The sequence below is a fragment of the Sphingomonas sp. IC081 genome (assembly GCF_006874585.1).
GTDB lineage: Bacteria > Pseudomonadota > Alphaproteobacteria > Sphingomonadales > Sphingomonadaceae > Novosphingobium.
This window is the reverse complement of record NZ_CP029765.1, coordinates 39,554-59,364: the sequence shown is the minus strand read 5'-3', so window position 1 is coordinate 59,364 and position 19,811 is coordinate 39,554. Positions and strand designations below refer to the sequence as shown.

Annotated in this window: 22 protein-coding genes; 5 read left to right on the top strand and 17 right to left on the bottom strand. The window is 60.7% G+C overall.

What is annotated here, in order from left to right; translation table 11 throughout:
- Positions 1–51 precede the first annotated feature (51 nt).
- The 6 genes from DM450_RS24600 to DM450_RS24575 form a co-directional block, all read right to left on the bottom strand.
- A complete protein-coding gene (locus DM450_RS24600; protein ID WP_142640004.1) occupies positions 52–939 on the bottom strand; it encodes a CsgG/HfaB family protein in 888 nt (295 codons plus the stop codon).
- Positions 940–955: 16 nt separating this feature from the next.
- Entirely contained in the window at positions 956–1,669 is a 714-nt protein-coding gene (locus tag DM450_RS24595; protein ID WP_159832154.1) for a hypothetical protein, read from the bottom strand.
- Positions 1,620–2,078, bottom strand: coding sequence for a hypothetical protein (locus tag DM450_RS24590; RefSeq protein ID WP_142639999.1), 459 nt, complete (start codon positions 2,076–2,078; stop codon positions 1,620–1,622). Before DM450_RS24590 ends, DM450_RS24595 begins: the two co-directional genes overlap by 50 nt.
- Positions 2,079–2,139: 61 nt before the next feature.
- Positions 2,140–2,544 carry a thermonuclease family protein gene (locus DM450_RS24585; RefSeq protein WP_142639997.1) on the bottom strand — a complete coding sequence of 135 codons (405 nt, stop codon included), beginning with the start codon at positions 2,542–2,544 and terminating at the stop codon, positions 2,140–2,142.
- A gap of 391 nt (positions 2,545–2,935) precedes the next feature.
- Entirely contained in the window at positions 2,936–6,376 is a 3,441-nt protein-coding gene (mobF, locus tag DM450_RS24580; RefSeq protein ID WP_142639995.1) for a MobF family relaxase, read from the bottom strand.
- Positions 6,377–6,379: 3 nt separating this feature from the next.
- A complete protein-coding gene (locus tag DM450_RS24575) occupies positions 6,380–8,821 on the bottom strand; it encodes a type IV secretion system DNA-binding domain-containing protein (RefSeq protein ID WP_142639993.1) in 2,442 nt (813 codons plus the stop codon).
- Between the two features lie 785 nt (positions 8,822–9,606).
- On the opposite strand from DM450_RS24575, the gene DM450_RS24570 reads away from it, so the two are divergent.
- Positions 9,607–9,879 carry a hypothetical protein gene (locus DM450_RS24570; RefSeq protein WP_236549569.1) on the top strand — a complete coding sequence of 91 codons (273 nt, stop codon included), beginning with the start codon at positions 9,607–9,609 and terminating at the stop codon, positions 9,877–9,879.
- A 220-nt stretch (positions 9,880–10,099) separates the two neighbouring features.
- Here DM450_RS24570 and DM450_RS24565 read toward each other — a convergent pair whose 3' ends face one another.
- The 5 genes from DM450_RS24565 to DM450_RS24545 all read right to left on the bottom strand — a co-directional run bounded on the left by DM450_RS24565 (position 10,100) and on the right by DM450_RS24545 (position 14,630).
- On the bottom strand, positions 10,100–10,405 hold the full coding sequence (locus DM450_RS24565; protein ID WP_142639990.1) for a hypothetical protein: 306 nt from the start codon (positions 10,403–10,405) through the stop codon (positions 10,100–10,102).
- A 342-nt stretch (positions 10,406–10,747) separates the two neighbouring features.
- Positions 10,748–11,326, bottom strand: a complete 579-nt coding sequence (locus DM450_RS24560) for a hypothetical protein (RefSeq protein ID WP_142639988.1) — start codon at positions 11,324–11,326, stop codon at positions 10,748–10,750.
- A gap of 534 nt (positions 11,327–11,860) precedes the next feature.
- On the bottom strand, positions 11,861–13,009 hold the full coding sequence (locus DM450_RS24555) for a DUF2493 domain-containing protein (protein ID WP_142639986.1): 1,149 nt from the start codon (positions 13,007–13,009) through the stop codon (positions 11,861–11,863).
- A 76-nt stretch (positions 13,010–13,085) separates the two neighbouring features.
- On the bottom strand, positions 13,086–13,532 hold the full coding sequence (locus tag DM450_RS24550; protein ID WP_142639984.1) for a DUF736 domain-containing protein: 447 nt from the start codon (positions 13,530–13,532) through the stop codon (positions 13,086–13,088).
- 804 nt (positions 13,533–14,336) lie between these two features.
- On the bottom strand, positions 14,337–14,630 hold the full coding sequence (locus DM450_RS24545) for a hypothetical protein (RefSeq protein WP_142639982.1): 294 nt from the start codon (positions 14,628–14,630) through the stop codon (positions 14,337–14,339).
- Between the two features lie 62 nt (positions 14,631–14,692).
- Between DM450_RS24545 and DM450_RS24540 the strand changes: the two genes are divergently transcribed.
- Complete coding sequence (locus DM450_RS24540; protein WP_142639980.1) at positions 14,693–15,655, top strand: hypothetical protein; 963 nt, start codon at positions 14,693–14,695, stop codon at positions 15,653–15,655.
- 65 nt (positions 15,656–15,720) lie between these two features.
- Positions 15,721–16,032, top strand: a complete 312-nt coding sequence (locus DM450_RS24535; RefSeq protein ID WP_142639978.1) for an integration host factor subunit alpha — start codon at positions 15,721–15,723, stop codon at positions 16,030–16,032.
- On the opposite strand, the gene DM450_RS24530 is transcribed toward DM450_RS24535, so the two are convergent.
- Both DM450_RS24530 and DM450_RS24525 read right to left on the bottom strand, forming a co-directional pair.
- The gene (locus tag DM450_RS24530; protein ID WP_083910358.1) at positions 16,005–16,205 is read right to left on the bottom strand and encodes a hypothetical protein; all 201 of its coding nucleotides are present in this window, start codon (positions 16,203–16,205) and stop codon (positions 16,005–16,007) included. The genes DM450_RS24535 and DM450_RS24530 overlap by 28 nt on opposite strands.
- A gap of 153 nt (positions 16,206–16,358) precedes the next feature.
- Positions 16,359–16,592 (bottom strand): hypothetical protein, encoded by a 234-nt coding sequence (locus DM450_RS24525; protein ID WP_142639976.1) that lies wholly within the window; start codon positions 16,590–16,592, stop codon positions 16,359–16,361.
- Between the two features lie 357 nt (positions 16,593–16,949).
- Here DM450_RS24525 and DM450_RS24520 point away from each other — a divergent pair, with 357 nt between their 5' ends.
- Complete coding sequence (locus DM450_RS24520) at positions 16,950–17,414, top strand: hypothetical protein (protein ID WP_142639974.1); 465 nt, start codon at positions 16,950–16,952, stop codon at positions 17,412–17,414.
- Positions 17,415–17,418: 4 nt separating this feature from the next.
- Here the strand turns inward: DM450_RS24520 and DM450_RS24515 are convergent, their stop codons facing one another.
- From DM450_RS24515 to DM450_RS24500, 4 genes are all read right to left on the bottom strand, one after another.
- On the bottom strand, positions 17,419–17,613 hold the full coding sequence (locus DM450_RS24515) for a hypothetical protein (RefSeq protein WP_008832697.1): 195 nt from the start codon (positions 17,611–17,613) through the stop codon (positions 17,419–17,421).
- A 193-nt stretch (positions 17,614–17,806) separates the two neighbouring features.
- Positions 17,807–18,358 carry a hypothetical protein gene (locus DM450_RS24510; protein ID WP_142639972.1) on the bottom strand — a complete coding sequence of 184 codons (552 nt, stop codon included), beginning with the start codon at positions 18,356–18,358 and terminating at the stop codon, positions 17,807–17,809.
- Positions 18,355–18,981 carry a hypothetical protein gene (locus DM450_RS24505; RefSeq protein WP_312846187.1) on the bottom strand — a complete coding sequence of 209 codons (627 nt, stop codon included), beginning with the start codon at positions 18,979–18,981 and terminating at the stop codon, positions 18,355–18,357. The genes DM450_RS24510 and DM450_RS24505 overlap by 4 nt, the downstream gene beginning before the upstream one ends.
- Entirely contained in the window at positions 18,968–19,420 is a 453-nt protein-coding gene (locus DM450_RS24500) for a hypothetical protein (RefSeq protein ID WP_142639970.1), read from the bottom strand. The genes DM450_RS24505 and DM450_RS24500 overlap by 14 nt, the downstream gene beginning before the upstream one ends.
- A gap of 197 nt (positions 19,421–19,617) precedes the next feature.
- On the opposite strand from DM450_RS24500, the gene DM450_RS26415 reads away from it, so the two are divergent.
- The gene (locus tag DM450_RS26415; protein ID WP_255490601.1) at positions 19,618–19,746 is read left to right on the top strand and encodes a hypothetical protein; all 129 of its coding nucleotides are present in this window, start codon (positions 19,618–19,620) and stop codon (positions 19,744–19,746) included.
- Positions 19,747–19,811: the final 65 nt, after the last annotated feature.

The window sequence follows — 19,811 nt, the reverse complement described above, 5'->3', positions numbered from 1 at the left end:
GCAGGGGGGCTCACTCTCCGTCGTGTTCCCCCTTCCATTCCCTCTCCCCTTCTACTGCGCGTGTGTTCCAGCTGCCTGTGCGTCGCCGGTGGAGGCTACAGGTGCCGCTACGGACGCCGCTGGAGGCGCAACACGGGCAGGGGCAGCTGACATCGCAACAGGTGGCGCGATGCGCCCCTGCGCGTCTCTGGTGAGCTTGCGGAAGGCGTCGAGCAACGCGAAGGACGTGATTTTGCCTATATCGGTGCTGGTGTAGCCGCCGCCAAGCGCACCGATACCTGAGCCCATCAGCGCGCCGCCGATGATCGATATGTCCTTTTTGCGGGCAGAGCCGGTGGCGACAACTTTCTGCAGTCCGGTTTTCACCTCCACGAGTGTTAGCATCGTCTGGCTCTCCAGCTTCTTCGACTTGAAGCCAATCCCGCCTGGAAACATGGTGCCTAACCCGCCCCCGCTGCCGCCGGCATTGCCGTCAGAATAGAGAACGCGGGCGGTGAGCAGGTATTCGGCAGCCAGCAATGTCGCTTGCGTATTGCCATTCGCGATGGTGCCTCCCGAAGCGAGCGCACGTTCGCGCTGAAGGGCATCAAAACCTTCGCCACGATCGAGCACCTGGAAGCAATTTGATTGTGCAGTTAGCAGCTTCAGCAGCGGCAATGGGTCGATCTTTTGCGAGCCACCGCCATTCTGTGCCTCAGCCATACGGATCATGGCGCGAAGCCCTGGAGGAATGTCATCCTCGCTCGGCGCTGCGGTGCGATCCTCGACTAGCGCAATGGTGCCGAGCGGGACGTCGCAGCGGGGAACTTCTGAAGTTTCATCGATGCCGATACCACCTTTACCCAATTTCTGGGCATTGGCGGGTGTAGCGGCCAGCGCTGCGAGTGTGAAAGCAAGGCCGGTGCTGAGGTGGGCAGCAGTGGTGAGCATGTGTCGCATAAGCCGGTCGTCCTGTTCAGTTGAGAGGGTTGGGTGAGCGGAAGTCGGAACTGGTGCGAAGATTGCCCCAGCGACTGCGGTGCAGGTCGATTACGCGCGTCCAGTGCGGGTCTATGCGCACGGGCGCGCTGACAGTCTGCGAGATTGTCGAAATTCCGAAATATCGTTGTGTCCCATGCCACTTGTCGCCTTCGACGATCCTGACACGGTAGGTTCCGGGCGGAACGGGTACGGCAACTTCTGCATTGCGCCGTGCATAGACCGAGATGACATGCGCCGATGTGTGGGGGTCGTAGAGCTGGACGATGGCGTTGCCATGTGCAGAGATAATGCGAAGCTGTGAGATCGCTGATTTGGGATCTACGGTCCGGTTGACGGTGACGCTGCCGGAGGTGGGGAAGGGCATCTCGGGATCGTTGTCAGGTAGCCACCCCGTTAGCTTGATGTCGCGCCAGGCCGGGATGGCGATGGCGATCAGTACGACCGCGCCTGCAATCGCCCATCCGATTTGGCCCGAAGATTTACGCCGCTTCGGCCGCCAGCGGTTCTTCTGATAATCAAAGCCTTGGTTTTTCGCGGCAAACCATGCTCCGTCCTGCTCGACGCGCGATTTGCGGTCGTTCCAAAGGGTGCCCCCGAGACCCCGGCGCTTGCGGTAGCGCTCGCGCATGTAGTCGCGGTCATTTATTCCCATGGCCGCCTCTGGATATCGCTTCGAAGCGATCCTCATGCTCTTGTAGCCATTTCGCGTCGCGTTGGATCTGTTCGGGATCGGTCGGTTCGATCGGCATGGTGGAGGCGATCAAGGCGATGAGACAGACAAAAGCGGCGCAGGGGATGAGCACGCCGAGCGCAACTTTCGCGCCATCGCGCCAGGTCGGCACGCGCATGGGGGTATGGGTGATGGTGGGGGTAGCGGTGGCTGCGGCCGTGGATGCGAGCGTCTCGAGGTCGGCTATGCACTCATCGAATGCCTTGACGCAGTCGGTGAGGGAGCGGCGCAGGGTAACGGGCATCTGTATCGTCTCTGGCTCGCGGAGGATGCCGTGTATCCGCCCCGAAACGCGGCGCAGGATGAGCGCATATTCGATCATAATATCGCGGGGGGTGAGTGGTGTGGGGGTTACATCCTCGCGCACGGAGTCCTCCTGTAAGAGCCGTTGAGGTGGGGAGGGGGGAGAAAACTGGTCAGCACGGCGATCATCTAACCGCCCTTGCTGCCGCTCGCGGGCACTCACGAGCTACCCGTGCGCCTTGATCCCACCGTGCAAAATAGGTGGCTTGCCCACCTTCGATCTGGTGGCACGACAGGCTCCGGCCCTGCGCGTAGACCATCGCCAGCGTGCGCCCGTAACGATCTGTGCCCACGCGTTCGATAGAGAGAGGCCCCGCCATGATCCGTTGCAGCGATGCCTTGCTCGCGGCGGCCCGCTGCCGATCGCAGATCGCGCCGGGTTTAGGCACGGGTCTGCACCGGCTGTTGCCCGGATCGTCGGGAGCGTCGACGCCAAGCAAGCGGATGCGCTCGCCATTGCATCTGATCGTATCGCCATCCGTCACGGTGCAGCCCGCCAGTGCGGCGGCGGCAATAAGTATCAGAGACATCGGGTGATCCTTTCCAACCAATAATCGGCGGGGTGACAATCGCCGGGGGTCTTTGTGTTGATGATGGAGCGTTCAATCCACGGCGCGGCCCTGACCACCGGCAGATCGATTGGCGCCTCAGCTTGTGTGACGCTCCCAGCTTGTCCGCTGCGGCCTGTCATTTGCGCTGCCAGGTATCGAAGGGCACGATCTCGGGCTCGTCGAGCAGGCCGCGCGCGCCCAGCTTTGTCCCCAGCTGGTCGATTTCTTGCGAGAACGCGGCATTTTCGAGCGTCATCCCGTCGCGGTTCCTGTGCCGGATGGCCGCCCTCGCGGGTTCGGGCAATGATGGCCTCAAGATGCCCGGCATCCATGTCGCTAGTGGCAAAATCGATCGGCAGGCGTTTACGGCTCATAGGTCGAGTCCCAGGCTCTTTTCCGGCAGCCCCGGAATCTGGCCGTCATCACGACCAGGCATCGGCGGAATGCCGGTAAGATCATCAACGGTGGTATCGACAACGCCGAGGCCATCGCCCTCGAGGTGATCCAGCAGTGCTTGCCTAAGCGGATCGACGTCGTCCTTGTCCTGCGTGGGGGCAGGGGGATCATCAGCGCCGGGATCGTAGATCAGATCGGCACTGGCATCGAAGGTGGAATAATCAGTTTCCGATGGCCCCATCGGGGGCAGGTCATCCAGGTCCATTGACTCTGGACCGGACATGCCGTTCTGGCCCTTCTCTATTTCGCTGAGCCCATCGGCCGCGTTCTCGTCGCCACCGGCGCCAGTTCCAGCGCCGCCTTCGTGTGCATCGGCTGCGGGCATTGGGGGCAAGTCGGCCAAATCGGCGGAGGCATCGCGGCCAAGGCCGTTTGACGCGCCACCGGCTCCGTTCTCACCCTCGAGTGCATCGAATGCGGCGGTAAGTGCAGCGTCTGCCGCCTCCTGCTTGGCATCAACACCGTCAATGTCCAGCTTCCCGGTGCTTTCGAGAGAGGAAGTCTTGTCGCCTGGATTGGAGTTAAGACGCCATTCCAGCTTCTGGCGATCGTCAACGATCATGGTCAGGGCGTCCCGCACGCGGGTCACAAGGACGTTGAAAAGGCGCTGGTTGGATAGGTTGTGCTCGTAGGAGAGCATGACCCCGATCCCCTTGTCTGCGGTGACACCCTGCGCCATGTGCATGTTTAGGGCGTAGGCGAGGCCGATCCTGCTGAGCATCGGATCACCACGCTCTAATGTTAGCCGTTCGTTATTCGCGGTTTCGACGGTGACGTTCCCCCCCTCAATGGACACGATCTTTGCCAGAGCAGCATTATCCAGTCCGCGATCCTTGTCGTTGGTGGTCCAGCGGATCGTATCGCCCTCATAAATCTTGAGCGTCTCGAGATTTGAGAGTTCAAGACGGCTTCGGGTGATGCCGGAATCAATCTTCTGAGGATCGAAGCGCAGGTTGCGCCCATTGGGGCCTGTTAGCTGGACCTTGCCGTTGTCGAAGATGCGGCTAACCTGATACTGCCCCCGCCCTAGCCCGACTTCTCGGATTTGCCCCGTCACCGTCAGGGTCTGGCCAACGGTGTAATGATGGGCATAGCGCAGCTGCTCGCGCTCTTTGCTCACCCGGTCATGGACAATGACGTCCAGGCCGTCGCCCTTCAGAGTGCCCTCCTGACGCAAACCTTGCTGAATTTCGGTGTTGATCTCCGAGCGTGCGTCGCGGCCCGAGGCGAAGACGGCGGTAACAGCCCGGTCTTCTGCAGACAGGGCCAGCCATGCCTCGGCCGCCTGTGCAGCCGGTTCGGCATGTTCGCTGACATTGTCGCCCAGCACTTTCAGCGCGGCGCCGGCGCGGCCAGTGTTCGCAAGCGCCGCTACGGTCAGGAGTTGCTTGTTGTCCGGATTGATACGCACGTTCTGATCCATGCGCGCCATGGTGATGCCAGCGGCTTGTACCATGGCAAATGACTTGCCCGCGTCGATCGAGGAGAGCTGTTGACGGTCGCCAACGAAGGCTACCTTTTCGATGCCGAGCGCTTCAGTGATGCGCATCAGCTTGAGCATATCCTCGCTCGAAACCATTGAGGTTTCGTCGACGACGACGATCGTGCCGGCGAGTTCGCTGCGCCGATCCTGGGCCCCCCGACTGCTGGGATCGCTTAGGTATTTCTCGTTCTGCCACACGAAAGACGCAATGGTCTGTGCCGAAACTCCCGCCTTTTCCATGTCCTCGGCCGTGAGGTGCTTTGGCACCATGCCCTCGCGCATGTCGCCGACCATCTTGTTCTGAAACGCGAGGCCGAGGACTTGCTTGCCCTCATCGCGCGCGACGGCAGCAACAGTCTGCAGCATGGTAGACTTACCGGCGCCGGCGACACCCTGGACGACGACGTAGCGATCCTCACTCGAGACGATCATGGTTGCGGCCGCGAGCTGCCCTTGATTCAGTTCTCGGGGCGCTGCGGCCTCCTGAAGCCGCGATGGCGCACTGGCGGCATCGACGATCGAGGTGCCTTTGCCATTGCCGGTTTCGACGTGATCGAGAATGGATTGCTCGACCTTCAACGACTCAGGTGTGGTGACAGCGTCGACCATCTGGCCCTTGTGCTGGATTTGACCAGAAACGAGATCGCCATTTTTTATCAGTCGGTCGATGCGCGCTTCGACGTTGTCGATCGTGACGCCCTTGAGGCCAAGATCGAGAGCCGTCTTGGAGACTTGATGGACCTGGAAGGCGGCTTCCCGCTGGCTGAGGATGCGGACGGCCGAAGCGACCGCGAGTTGGGCACGAGCATCGCCAGGAGAGCCTGCCAGACGCGCAATGCCAGCATCGACCAGTGGTTCAGGGGATCGCAAGAGGCCGGATACAAATTCCCGCGCCGTGTTCACCACCTCGAGCATGGCCTTGTAACCGCGCACTGCGAGGTTTTCCGGCTGCTCGCGAGAGGCCCGCAACGCAGCGGCGAGGACGTCCTTCCCGTCAAATCCGAGTGCTGCAGCGCGCTCGATCCAGCCTTTGACCATGCCTTCGCGATCTTCAACATTCAGTTTTGCATCGCGAGTGTTGACGGTGACGCTGTCGCGTCCTTTTGGTGAGACGATCCCAAGCTGCTCGGACTTGATCAGGATTTCTTCCCGCCGTGTGCTGTTGGCGTCGATGACATCCTTGGGGACACCGACGATCTCGAAGGTGCCGTGCTTGCCGTCCAATTGAACCTTGTAGCCCAGCTCCTCCATACGGGTCCGCAGGAAGGCGTGCTGGATCGAGCCGATAACGGTGTTATTGGACCAGATCTTGTCGGCGTGAAGCGCCTGCCATTTGCCGTCCGGCATGCGCGTCATGTTGGCGACGATGGAATGGATATGGAGCTGCGGATCGAGTGCCCGGCTCGTGTCGTGCTGGAAAAGGGCGTAGACGAGATTGCCTGTCTGAATGGCGGCCGTCTTGCCCTCAACGGTCTTGCGGCCTTCGGCAAGGTTCTTCTCGACCCACGCCATGGTATCCTTGACCGAAAGAGCAAATGCGCCATCAGGTCCAAGAATGCGTTTGTCGCCGGCTATGTAGGCCATGATCGAGACTGACTTTGGCGCGGAGAACGTCAGGTCGTAGCCTGGCCTTCGGTTGTCCTTCGCTTCGATCTGTTCCCCGGTGGGTGTCTCACCCAGGAGAACCTTTTCGAACGCCTCACGGGTGACGCTTGATCCTTCTGCAATTGAGCTGTCGGAGAGGCCATTGCCTCCCCATTGGCTGACCTCCCCTGCCTGCTCATTTGTATAATAATCACCCGCAACGAAATCGTCGTTTGTGAAATATTTGGCGGCGCCACCAGCGGAGCGAACGGATGCAATGGAATGCATCGATCAGTCTCCGATACCCATATCTGAATCGCCCAGATCGGGATGATCGTGACTATGGTCTTTTCCGTCCCCCGTGCCGAAACCGTCACGCGCTTCACGGACGCCTAGATTTTCCTCGGCGGTATCTCTATTTTCTCCTCTTGCCTGGGTAGCGGCATCCTTATCGGAGGATCGAGAGGAGATTTCCTGTGCGTCTCGTCTGGCCGTGGAGTCCTTTGGCCGGGCGTTCTCCCGCTCTGGAGTATCGAGACCATTATGATCGACGGTACTGTCCTGTGCAGCTTCGCCTTTGACGGTCCCGGATTGCGATGCACCGGGGTCCATACGGTCAAGTGCTTCACGAGAGTTGGGATCGCGGCCCTCTTGCTCTTCACGCTCCTGCTCTGAGGGTTGTGAAAGGATATTGGAGGCGAGTGCGATTGGATTATCCCGCGCGGCCACCTCCTCTTCGCTGAGCGCGATGTTTTCCCCACGCCCACCGTCATCCCCACCCTTCGGCTTACCCCCACCTCCGCGAACATTGCCGTCCGGATCGTCCGGCTTTGACGGTGGCCGGCGCATGAAGCCCTCGGCAACTTTGGCATAGTGCTGCCACTCAAGCTGGATGCGCGCTGCCGGAAATCCATCCGGAAATTTCACGAAACCGTGCATCGAGGGCAGGTTCATGATGTCGTCGGGAATGACGAGTGGTTCGATCTGCTTGCGCGGTGTCAGCGTCGATGCGTCGCGGGTGGAATTGTAGCCGTAGGAATAGCCCTCATCCATTTGCCGGATTTCGCGATTGCCGATGTAGCGGGCGCACTGCTCGGCGGTGTCCAGATCCGCAGCAGCGAGCATCAGCTTTGTACGTGCAAGCGACGACAGGTTGCGGGCGTTTTCTTCCCCGTAGACCTGCACCAGTTTGTCGAAGGAGTGGAGGCCAAGGATCATGGCTCCGCCAAAGTTACGGGCCGTCTGGAGGCCGTTCTCGATGGCGGGCAGGCGGTGAAGCGCGCCCAGCTCGTCGAACATGAACCAGGTCCGCAAAGAACGGGTGTGCGGCATGGTCATGAGCGAGTGAATGGCAAGGTTCGACCACAGGGTCAGGAGGGCCTTGTTCATCTCGAGGTCGGTGTAGGTACAGGTGATGAAGAGGATCGATCCGGGCTTCTTCTCGCCGGTGATCCACTTCTTGATCGAGTATGGCTCGCCCTCGTCGGGAAGGAAGCGCAGCGCCTGCGCATTGGTGTTGAAAACGGCACGGATCGATTCCGCCATGCGGGCGGCTTCCGGGGCAGTGAGTGGATCGGCGATCGTCTTCTGAAGATGACGGTGGACCTGCTTGAGATCGGCCGTCATCAGGTTGTCGGCGAGCGCCTGATTGGAGGTCTGATCCTTCTCGATCAGCTTCATGCACATTTCGATGAAGAGGGTGCGTGCGGCGAGGGCCCAGAACGGTTCCGACGATCCGCCGTCGGAGGGGATCAGCGCCGCTGCGGCAGCGGTGAACTCGCTGTATGTCGAGCAGTCATTGAAGATCGACCATGACGGGCACCGCACGTCCATGGGATTGAGGATCGTGTCGCGCTCGGGGTCGTAGAATGCCTCGACGTAAGCGCCGGTAAGATCGAAGACCACGGCGGTATCCTGACGTTCGCGCATCTGCGCCAGATGCTTCCGAAGGACAGTGGTCTTGCCGGTGCCGGTGGTGCCCAGGAGCATGGTGTGGGATTGCTCGAGGCGGTGGGGATAGGGGATGCCGGCAAGGTAATAGGGATGGTGAATGCCGGCAGCCTTGCGGGCATCGAACGACATCTTGAGAACAGCTTTGGGCTTCTTGCCGGGGAAGAGGTCTTTGGCCTCCTCAACGAACTTCATCTGGTTGTGCTGGCTGATCTCCCTGTAGAGCAGATCCCGATCCACCAGCATGGCGCCGCGCTCGTGCCGTTCTTCCATGATCGAGCCGCCTCGCCGCCGCGAGAAATCGACATACCAGATCGAAGCCGGGATGGTCGCAAACGAGGCGATCAGGATCGAACCGATGACGCCGCGCAGTGCCTTATGCCAGGCGAGGGCGACCTCAGGGACATAGGGCACGTACCCCATGAAGGTGTGGCGCACGGTATGGTCTGGGAGTTGCAGGTTGGCCTGCTTCATCGGATCGAGCGCGCACCAGTCCCACAGCCACGACAGCATGCGCATGCAGATGAGCTGGAAATTGTTCTCGTCGAGGGTGAACGAGAGGATCGTGAAATAGGATAGGGCGAAGATGCCCAGCCACATGAGGAAGGGCATCTTCGCGCCCTGCAGCCACATGATAACCTGGGTGTTGAGCAGCTGGCTTCCGCGCACGAAGTTGCCATTGTTGCGAGGCGTGTCGCCGCGCGCGGAATGGTGTTTCAGGGGCCTCGGTGAACCGTCGCTGCGAATGTCTTTGCGGTCTTTGCCGCGTTTCTTACGCGCCATGATACCGCTCCATGCGACGGGTCGTTTCCTCGAGGACGAGTTTCCGATGATCGGGGTGTTCTTCGCGCAGGATCGTGTCGACGGCAGCCTGTGTGTACTCACACACTCGCGCTAGTCGAAGGTGGCTCGCATTATCGAATACGCCGCCGTCCAGGTGTCGCTTGACTATGAACCTTATGAGATCAGCAAAGGATCTGTCTTGGTCGGCAGCGATCGCGTCGAGCCGGTCAAGATCGTGTTTGTCGAACCTTACGGATCGCTGGGTACTTCTCATGTTCAAACCATCCTCTCGAATGAGGGGATGGTGAGCTTTTGCGGAAAGCGGGCTTTTACTACTCGCGTTCCCTGCGGATAGCAAGTTTAATTAGGCGCTAAAAATCCATGTAATCCCATGTAATCCCAGCCAAGTTTCTGAAATATCGCATAATTTGCAATGGGAGTGAATGGGATTACAAATGGGGTTGATTGGGATTACATTAAATATGTTGGTAACATGTTGTTATTCAACCATAATCCTGCAACACCGTTGCGTAGGGTGTGCCTATTGAGCTGTCTTATCGTCCGTGAAGCCTCGTTGTGTTCTGATCCTCGTCTGGTTCGGGCTTGCCTCCGGTTTCCGGGGGGCAAAGGTCCGCCGTGAGGCGGAAGCGACCGAAGGGGAAGGGCGCTTTGCGCGGGTCGAATGGGGTCGCAAGTGCATGGATCATCCGTGAGTGAAGGGTGCGACTTCGCAGTCGTATCGTAGGGGAGTACGACACGGGTTTTCCGGTGCGCCAGGTCCGGTTATGGTGGTGCTGTTCAGAGCCGATCAGCCTGACCAGAAGGTAATGAAAATGGCGAAGTCACTGGACGCAGAAATGGCCGCGATCGAGGCCGAGGAACGTAAGCTGTCGGAGCGTCGCAAGGCGCATCAACAGAAGGTGCGGGAGGCGGCGATCGGGACGGTCGAGAAGGCGGGGCTTTTCAAGCTCCCGCATGATCGACTGGAGCGGATCATGAAGGCGGTGAAGACGCTGGGCGTGGACGAGGTGGAGAAACGGCTTCAGGCGTCAGCCTGAGCCGTTCCGGCACCGAACAAACGACCGATGGCCGCGCGGATGGGCTTGCCCATTCGGGCGGCCATTCCTTTAGAGGCGGGCCCCGGCGATGCGTAGCCTTGGCCGTTAGGCCGAGGCGAGCGAGCCGGGGGCAGACGCGGCAGCGATCTGGACGGCATCAGACAAAAAAAGGGAAGCGCGGCCCTGTGGGGCTGCGCCTCCCATGCGTGGCGGATTGGGCTCACCAGTTGAGCGGGTTCTCCATGTGCTCGACGTAGAGGGCTTCGGATGCGAGCATGATCTCATGGTCGATCTCGATCATGCTCCAGTTGAGGCGGTCGGCATGGTTGTGGACCGTCTCGCGATCGTCGATCGTCATGGAGGTCCAATCGATCATTTCGATGAAGTCGTCGCGGCGGTCATGGATGCGACAGGCGCGGTGCATTTCGGCTTCGAGCGAGGCGATGCGATGCTCGATCCGGATCTCCTTATCCGACTTGGCGATGAACTCGATCTTGTCTTCCGGGAGGGTAACTGACGTGCTCATAACGCTCACTCCTTAGTCAAAACGACAGTTACGGTCGGACCTTCGGGGCGCGGTCGGGTCAGGGACGCGAAAGGCGAGCCTTTCGCGCCGCGAAGCGGCGGTGGGGGGCACGATTTTCTTTGGCGGCCGCTGCGCTGTAATTGGCGCGACGAGGTCGATCCGCCGAAGAAAATGGTGGGGCCCCGCCGTCCTTGACGCGGCCGCGCGCCGGAGGTCACAATGGGAAGACTGTGTGGTGGTTTTACCTATCGGCGTGGCGCGGGCGGCGATGCGTAGCCCTGGCCGTCAGGCCAAGGCAAGCGAGGCGACCCCGCGCCGAAAGGTGGAGTACTTTGCCGGGCGCTATGACCAGACCATGCGAAGGGCGCAGCTGGGCGACGTGATCGCGGCCATCTGGTTGAGTGCCGGCAGGTATCGGGCAAGGCCCGGCTCGGCATCGAGCCGGCTTGCCATGACGGGATCGGCAAGGCTGCCGCGCAGCTGCTCGATGCTGATGGTGCCGCAGCTGTCGAGGTCGAGGCCGAGCATCGCGAGGATGGCGTAGGCGTTCGAGTTGGAGACGTTCATCTCGGGCGCGGCGTCCGGGTTGGTCGAGAGCGTCACCATGATGTCGGGTTCGTCATCGCGGCGGGCGATGCGGATGCGACGGCCGAGAAATTGGGCCGTCTCGATCAGGGCGATCGCGTCGACGTCGAAGGTGAAGTGGCGGGCGATCATGGCGATCGGCATCATGGCGGTGCGGGCCTCCCACGCGAAGACGTGTTCGTCGAGCGAGCCGTAGTCGTGGATGATGAGATCGAGGCCATAGCGCTTGCCGTATTCGTCGAGTGTTTCGCGCAGGGCGCCCATCTGCAGGGGGTCGATCATGACGGGGCGCAGATTGTCGGGTTCGGCATCATCCTTGATGCGGAAAGTGATCATCGGGAAGCTCCTTCGTCAAACTCGCCTCGTCTCTCCCTCTCTCCTCCAGCGCCGATCCGGTCACGGATCGGGGACGCCGAAGGCGCAATGGGAGACAGAGCGAAATGCCACCCGAAGGGGGGAGGGCAGGGTGGTCCCGATGGTCCTGATCGGGAAGCCGCGGCGCTGGCAGACCGGCGCGGATCTGTGTTCATGCTCGCGGCAGCAGCGCGCGCCGGGTTCGATGCCCGGCGCGCGCTCCCCCGCCCTCGATATCTGGGGGCCAGGTCGAGCGGCGCGGGGCCGATCGTCTTGCTTGCGGCAGCTCCTTACCGGAGGGGGGAAGGTCGCCGCGCGCGGCGTCGCCAGCGAGCCCCGGCGGGGGCGATGTTGGCGGCGGCGCGCGCGGCGGCCTGGCGTGGGGGGAACCGTAGGGTTTCCCCCACCTAGCGCGACGTGGACGACAAAGGGCCAGCGCCGGGGACGTGCTCCGATGCTGGCCCAATGCTCCTGCCAAGGAAAGGGTAGGGGCGGCGCTGGTCCGCCCCTGTTATCTCATCCCCAATTCTGCCGCTTGGCGTCGGCGGGCATGGGGGCCTGTGCGTCATAGCGGAAGGCGTGGGTGGGAACGCCTGCGCCCTTCAGTTCGTCCAGCAAGTGCGACTGAATGCCGGTGCCTTGGCAAATGATCGCTTCGACGGGCCGGAGGCTGACAAGCTGGTCATTACGCTTGAAACCGGCGCTCTTTCCGAAGCGCTGCGCGTTCGGGGCAAAGGTGACAATCGGCACGCCAGCTTGTGCGGCCCAAGCTGCGGCGATGGCGTCGCATCCCTTGCGCTGGCCGGTGGTGCAAAGGGTCATGCTCGGGATGCGGGCCTTGATCTGGTCGAGGCGGGCGTAAAGCTGCTGATAGTCGTGCCATTCCTGACCGCCGGAAAAGACGACAATCGGGCCGGTGGGGTTGCGCTTTTCGCGCATGGCGGTTGCGCGGGCTTTCAGGAAATCGGCGGATGCGATCTGGCTTGCGGTGGTGACGCTCGAAACCCTCGATCCGCGCGCGGTGCTCCAAGGGCGGCCGGTCTGCGAACGGTAGCAGTTGGCGGCATAGTCGCGCATGCATTCGATGGCGGCGCGCTGCTCCATCTTGGTACGGGCGCGAAGCTGCAAATCTTCCATCTCGGTTGCATAGATTTCGCTGCGGTCGTCCTGCTCGATCCTGTCTTTCAGGTCGCGGCAAAGCGTGTCCTCCTCGCGGGCCAGCTTCTCAGCTTCGTAGTGAAACGAATTGACGATGCCCCATGCAATGGCCTGCGCGCTCGGCTCAAGGCGGGTGTCGCGGAAAAGGTCAAAGATGGTGTTGATGATGGCATGGCATTCTGCCTGCGCCTCGGCGGGCTCGGGCATGTCCAGTTCCTGTGCCTCGCCCCCCATGTCGAGGATGGAAAGCGCCGTCACGTCGCCGAATGCTTCGGTAAAGCTGTCGAGCACGGAATCTTGCGCGATCATGTCGGCAATCTCTGCCTCACGGGCCAGCGCTGCCAGCTCGTCGGGCGTGGCTGCGGTTCCGGCTTCATCCTCGCCGCGCATGGTGTCGGCAATCGCCTTGTCGAGATACTGCTTGCGCAGTTCGGCGGGCGTGGTGCCGATGGCCTTTGCGAAGTCGGCAAAGCTGCTATAGCTGCGGCTGTTCGTTTCCTTGGTCATGATAACTCATCCTTGGCAGGGGATAGCGAATAGGGTCGGGAGAGGGGGGCAACCCTCTCCCTTCCCGTCGGGGGGATCAGAACTCGGGGACGAAATCCTCGTCGGTCTGCGTGATCCGGCCATCTTCGGTGGCGTTGCCTTCACCGAAACTGTCGTCACGCTGGCGGCGGCGGGTCTGGCGGGTGCCGTCCATGTTCTGGCGCATGGGGGCCGGACGGTTCCAGACGACGCGATAGCCGTCTTCGTCGTCACCAAAGACCATGATTGCCATCTTCTCGGGCAGGCTGGGATCGTCGAGGCTGCCCTGATAGAAAACCTCGCCGGTCGAATTGCTGGTGGCTTCCCAAAGCGCGCCGACCTGCACCCACTTGCGAGCGACGTTCAACGCCATGATCTCGAACGCGGGGGCCTTCTCGTTCGTGCTTTCGACGGGGCGAAGGCCAAGGCGGGCAAGGTCGACAGTGAGGGTTGCGATCGAACCGATGAGCTGGCCGTTCTTGAGGGCGAAAGTACCGATGTTCATGAGCATTACTCCTATAGTGCGGGGCTTATCCCCTAGTCTTTGGTCCGGGGCCTCTCCCCTTCCCTTCCGACACACTAATCTTACTCGCTAAACTCAAAATATTGAAATGCATTGATTTCTTGACAGCTATTTACCGTACATGGTGAACCTGAGCCTAAATAGTTGTCGCGGTAGCGACATTACAAATAAACGTCGGCCCGCCAGGGCCGTCTTTACTGACCAACAGAGCGCAAGGGGGTGGGTTGTCATTCACCGCACACGGAGCCACCTTCGCCTGTGTCCCAAGTGGCACGCCGGGGATCGCTCGATCAAAAGACGTCGCGCTGCGGCCTAGCGGAGCTTGCCGATCCGCGCTGGCTGTCTGCGACAAGCAGACAAAAGCCAGCCAGCGCGGATTGGCTAGCGCAGCTTGGTCGGAGGCAGCTTTTGATTGAGCAACCCGGTGTGCGACGCCGGGACACTGGCGGGGGTGGCGCAGTGTGTGGTGAATGACCTGGCGCGAGGTTGGTGCTGGGGATCGGCGTCCTCGCCGGTCCCCAGCATGGATAAGAGAACCGGCCCCGAAGGGGACGACAACAGCCGCAGGCTACTGGCGCTGCGCGTGGGCCAAGGGCGCCGTGGGAGGCTGGAGGAGAGGGAAGGGGGCGCTCGCGCGACGCAGGGCCTCTCACGCCCGTTGCAGGCCGGATGACGACGAGGGCAGGGCGCCCGGGCAAGGGATCGAAACCCGAAGGGCGGAGACCCGCAGGGGCTCCGGGAGCCGCAGGCGACTAGAGCCCGGTCTCGCCGCAGGCGAGATGACCCCTAATCTCTTGGACGGATCCAATGAATGATCTGAAACCCGAGGCGTTCGATATGGTGCCGAGTGACTTTCCACTGCCCGTTTGTCAGCCGATAGGCACGATAACATTTCGGATGTTCGCTCTGAAGAACTGCACATTCGTCAACACGAATTAGCTTTTCGAAATCGCCATCATCTGATGGGTCATCGATTATCCGCAAAGAGAGATTTCTGCCGATAGCGCTCAGTTGGATTTCAATACCTCGACATTTGATCTCGAATGGTATGCGGTAGGTCTTGAGGCTGTCGTTGCTCATGTTAGGCTCCAGTTGTTGGAGCCGCGTAAGGCGCGCATGAGCGGGGCGAAGTCTAAAGGGCTATGAAGACCTTTGAAGAAGCGAAACTATCTCCTGAGATTATTCAATCAATTCAGACATCTATCGAGCGACGTGTTGATGGCCATGACATTCAGGCATTTCTGAAGGGGCTTGTAATCCTGAGCGCCATGGGCGGGTCGGGCGAGTTCACCCGCAAGCAGATTGTCGCCGAGGTCGATCCTATAAGGACTGAGTTCACCTCGAACGTCTGGGCTGACGAAAAGAAGCTCCGCCGCCAGTTCGATACGCATCGAGCCTACCTTTCGGAAGGGGTGCCCGGCTTATTGGAGTTCCGGTGCGATCAGGATCGAAGGCCCTATCGCTACCGTTTGGGGGTGATCGAGGAGCCGGAACAGGAGGTTCCGTTTCAGCTAGCCGGTTCGATCCTGCGTTATCGAACGGGCGAGACTGTTCCGAGGTTGTCACGGTTGGGACGACTGACGCACCCCGGCGTGGGTTTGCACGCGAAGGATTACCGAAGGTGGCTGTTTCTGACGCCGCTGATCGTTCTGTGCGTGACGTTCATGTTATTCATGGCCGCGCTGTCATTGGCGCTGTACTCTGCGGCAAAGGGCGTGTTTGCAGGCCCGATGACGTATCTGGCACTGCTAGCGGTGCCTTTAGGCTGTGTGTGGTCCTTGTCGCAGCGCTGGAATCGGTTGTTCACGGATCGCATTCTGCTGCTGGGTATGGGCGACGTTGCGGACGTCGACGGGGGGGTGGTTCTTAATTGCGAGCGTGGCAGTGAAGGACGACTGGCGATCGTGATCAGGAGATATTTCGCGGATTGCCCGATATGTGATGCTGAGACGGTGATGCTGGCGCGTGGCGGCTTGGAGTATCCGGGGCGGATTGTCGGACGGTGTCAAAACAGCCCGCGAGAGCACGTTTTCAGCTTTGATAGGGTGACGCTCGAGGGGGCACCGCTGCGGCAGCGGCGCCGCGATGAAGGGAAGGCCGTCTAGCGCGCGGGCGCACGTCAGTTGGCCGCAGGGCCCATATATGTTGATAGCAAAGGATTAGATGCCAAATGCCGGTAGATGAAGGATCGACGTTGACGCGCGCGGATCTTGCGGAGGCGCTGCATCGTGCGGTTGGGTTTTCAAGGAACGATGCACTTCACCTGGTCGAGCAGATCCTCGAGCGCATGACGGATGCGTTAGCCGCAGGCGAGAACGTGAAGATCACGAATTTCGGGACATTTTTGCTGAACGATAAGGCCGAGCGGGTCGGGCGCAATCCGAAGACGGGGGTGGAGGTGCCGGTATCAGCGCGGCGCGTGGTGACGTTCAGGCCGAGCCAGGGATTGCGCGATCAAGTGGCCGGGTCGCCTGCTACGTAAGTTGCGAGGCCGAGCCACGATCCGTTGCCGCCGCGAAATTGGCGCACGACGTCGCCGCGATCCCAATGGCCGGTGAAGATTCCGCGCCTGTTGATGCCGCCGACGGGTCGGGTACGAGCGGCCAGCAGTCTGGCACGGCGGGTGTCGCGATCGAGGTGACGCAGAGGTTCCATGGTGATGATCCTTGCTGCAGGAGCGATCGCGCAGCGATCGGTCAGATTTTCATGAAGAGCCACGCATAGATAAGCGAAGCGGCGAGGGCGGCGAACAGAGTCCAAGCCGCTCGTGGGGCGCCGTAGGCAGCGACGGGGAGGGCAGCTTTCATGTCAGGCTTCATCCTCGGCATGTTGCTGGTCCTGGGCGTTGACCCAGGCAAGGTTGATCGCGGCGCCTATGAATGCCCATCCGACGATCGCGATGACGGACCATGTTTGCCATGATCGAGGCGGTAGTTCGGTCAGGTTCCCGAACAGTGTCGTGATTGTGAAGTTGGCGATGAGCGGCGCCAGGATGACAATCCATGGCGTCCACAAGGGCCGATTCAAGAGCTTTGCCAGCATCGATGGGCTCCTATTTGTACCAGGGGTGACGGGAAGGGCTGCCTAGCTTGTCTCAATGCCTTGAAGCAGTCGGTCGACCAATAAGGCAAGCGATAGCGCGGCGATCAGCGGGTCGCCGGTCTGGCAAGAAGTTTGGAACAGGGGGTGTAGGGGTTGCCAGACCGGCGGGAACAAGACTGCATCTCGCTCGCGAGAAGAGTTTTGAGTTTCAAATCCTAACGGAAGGTTAATTTTGGTTGAGGCGGAAGTTCTCGATAATGAAAACCGCCGTCATTTGAATGACGGCAGTGAGCCTTGACTAGCACGTTCGCTTAATGTTCTAAATGCGTCATAGGTCTCAACGAAGGAGGACAACCTATGAAAATGAAGGACGTATTGGAGGGGTACAACTACGATCTGCCCCTGATGGACGCGATGAACGATGCCGAACTTCGACCTTTTCGCCGGCTGCTGGCGGGAGCCCTTATGGGTGAGAGCCTGGATGCCGGGTATTTCGCGACCCGCGAAATGGCCGATGCCTATTTCGATCTGTGGAACGACGTCCGCAAGGGCGTTCGCTACGGCGAAGGGTACTTGGCCTTCGAGGAAATCCTCAAGGACAAGAACCCGCTGCAGATGAAGCTGTGGTATCTGACCTGCGAGCGCGATCTGAATGAGACCGTTAAGGACATGCGCTGGCTCGCCATCCTTGCCAACCGGCGTGGGTACATGGCGCGGGCCGTGCGTGAATCGGGGGCAGATGTGCTGCATGTCGCGGCACGCAATCTGGTCGTGGGCAAGACGCCCGCCGAACTGGTGGCGGACAAGACGGTCTGGAATTGAGCGCTCAGGCTACGAGCGCCAGGATGGTTTCCGGCTCGATCGGCTGATGCCGTGAGACGCGGAAGGGTTGCAAGGGGTTGTCGGTGCGCACGACGAACTGGTCGGCGCCGGTGGTGTCGCGAAGCTGACAGGCGACGGCATAGCACTTCTCGAAGGAGGTGAGATGGCGGCGGCGGGCTGATAGAGACGAGATAGTCATAGGTTTGTCCTTCGGGTGATGTCCTTCGGGTGATGTTCGCAAATGCGCGGAAACGAGCCATGCAGGTTCGTTCATGCTAAATTGACCTATTGCGATGTATCGTGCTTGCAGCCGGAATCGACGTTGAGGCGTTGCTACGGCTGATCCACGGTAATGCATGGGTCTCATTCAATCGACGGGGTCGAAGCCGCTGCTACGGTTTCGGCCCCGTTATTGTATCGAGGCGGCGTTGACGCTCGGCGCGCAGATGCTCGACCAGGTGTGGATCGGCATGTGTCTGGATCAGGCGTAGAAGTGCGGCGTCGGGCAGACGCATGGGATCGAGGCGTGGTCCTTTCGGTTTGGGCTCCATGCGGCCGAGGCCCAGCAACACGATGCGGTTTCGGATTTCGACGAGGCGTTCACCGCGCTCGGCGCGGGTGAAGGCGCGATCGAGGCCGTAGAGCCAACCGGAATCGGCATGAACAAGCATGGCTTCGCAGCGCGAGAGATCATCGGCGTGCCGGCATTGACGGATACGCTCGACGGTCAGTTCGCGCGCGGTGGTGCGCACCCGTGCGTAATGATCGCTGCTCGGCCTCTCGATCGCGAAGAGGCGGTGCATGTGGCGGACCCATGAAGCCATGCTTTCCCAGGCGAACGCGGCGGGCGTGGATTTCGCGGGCTTGCGATATGCGCGCAGCGGCGGCGCCGATCGAGGTGGTTGCTTGTCGCCGTGAAACAGGTCGGGTTGCCGCGCACTCATGGGATCGGCTCGATGTCGCGAACCTCGACCATCCGGATCTTGGCGGTGCGCTCTGCACCGACAGGGTCGAGGAAGACATAACAGTGGTCAGCGAAGGTGCCGTTGCACAATCTCCAGATGACGCCCTCGCGGCCGAGGAAAAGGTGTGGTCCATACGCGGGATCTACGGCTCCCGGAGCATCGACGATGCGGACCCGTTGGCGTACCCGGAGCCAGTTTGCTGCGCCCTGCAGAATCGCGGCTTTGTCGTCCCTTGAAAGGTAGGCGGGGCGATCTGCCCGTTCCGGCCCGAAGGTGGCAAGGGGATCGTCCGCGATGCGATCGAGCTTTGCTTCGATCGTTTCCATGGCCGGTGTCTCGACCTCGGCCGCAGGCCGGTTCCGCCGGTAGTGGGTGATGGTTCGCCCGCTGAACAAGTCCGCCTGGGAGCCGAGGACGCGCTTGCTTTGCTGTTCGAGCTGATAGGCTCGGCGCCAGTGGTCATCAGGGGTGAGGGCGCGCGCTGGCGTAGGTTCGGCATAGACGATCGCCATAAGCTCAGCGAACTCTTCGGGAGACACTGTGGCGAGCTTGCGATTGTATCGCATGCCCCCAGCGCGAAGCGCTTTGCTAGCTTCGGTCATGGGTTGTGACCCCGAAATGGCCGGCCACCGCAGTTAGATGTGCAGCGAGCGCCCGTTCAGCATCGGCCGGGTCGGGCAGCGAGGCGGCCGGGAAAAGGCAGGGATACCGGAAATCCAAACGGGCATGGTAATCCGACAGATGACGGATCAGCCGTGATGCGTCGGCCGAGATCAGTTGGGAATCCGGGCACTGCCTGAGGTAGGACCGCTCAGCCCCATAAAGATCGTGACTGATGAAATGCATGAGGTCCATCTCGTCGAAGCCGTGCTTTTTGAGCAGCGATTTCAACGACAGCTCCAGGGCGTGACCCATGCTCTGCCAGAAAGGCGCTTCACACTGGTTCCCGTCCAGCAATGCGCGCGTGGCACGGCCGTATTCGAGCGCCATTCGCAGATATCGGACGCCCAAATCTTCATCGCTGCGAGATTGCTCACGCATTGGTTTCTCCTCGAGGCTGATTGAAGTGCTGCTTTCGCGGCCAGGATTGACCTACAGCGGGTGTGGCCCTAGAATGGAAATCGCTCTAAGGCATTGATATTTAACATAATTGTTATTATCGCACCGTGTCAGATGGGCGTTGAACATGGCCCGCGCGCATGGGATGATCGCCCTGCGATGACAGAGGAACACGGATCATGGACCCGAAAGAGATGACCGACGCACAGTTGGTCGATGCCTGGGACAAAGTCGACGACGGTGAAAATCTGACCGATTTTGAACAGGCCGTTCTCAATGAAATCGAGCGGCGCAATATCGATCTGTAGAAGTCCGTTAGGATTATGACAATTCGTCGCTGCCCATGGCAGATTACTTGAACTTGTGTTCGGCG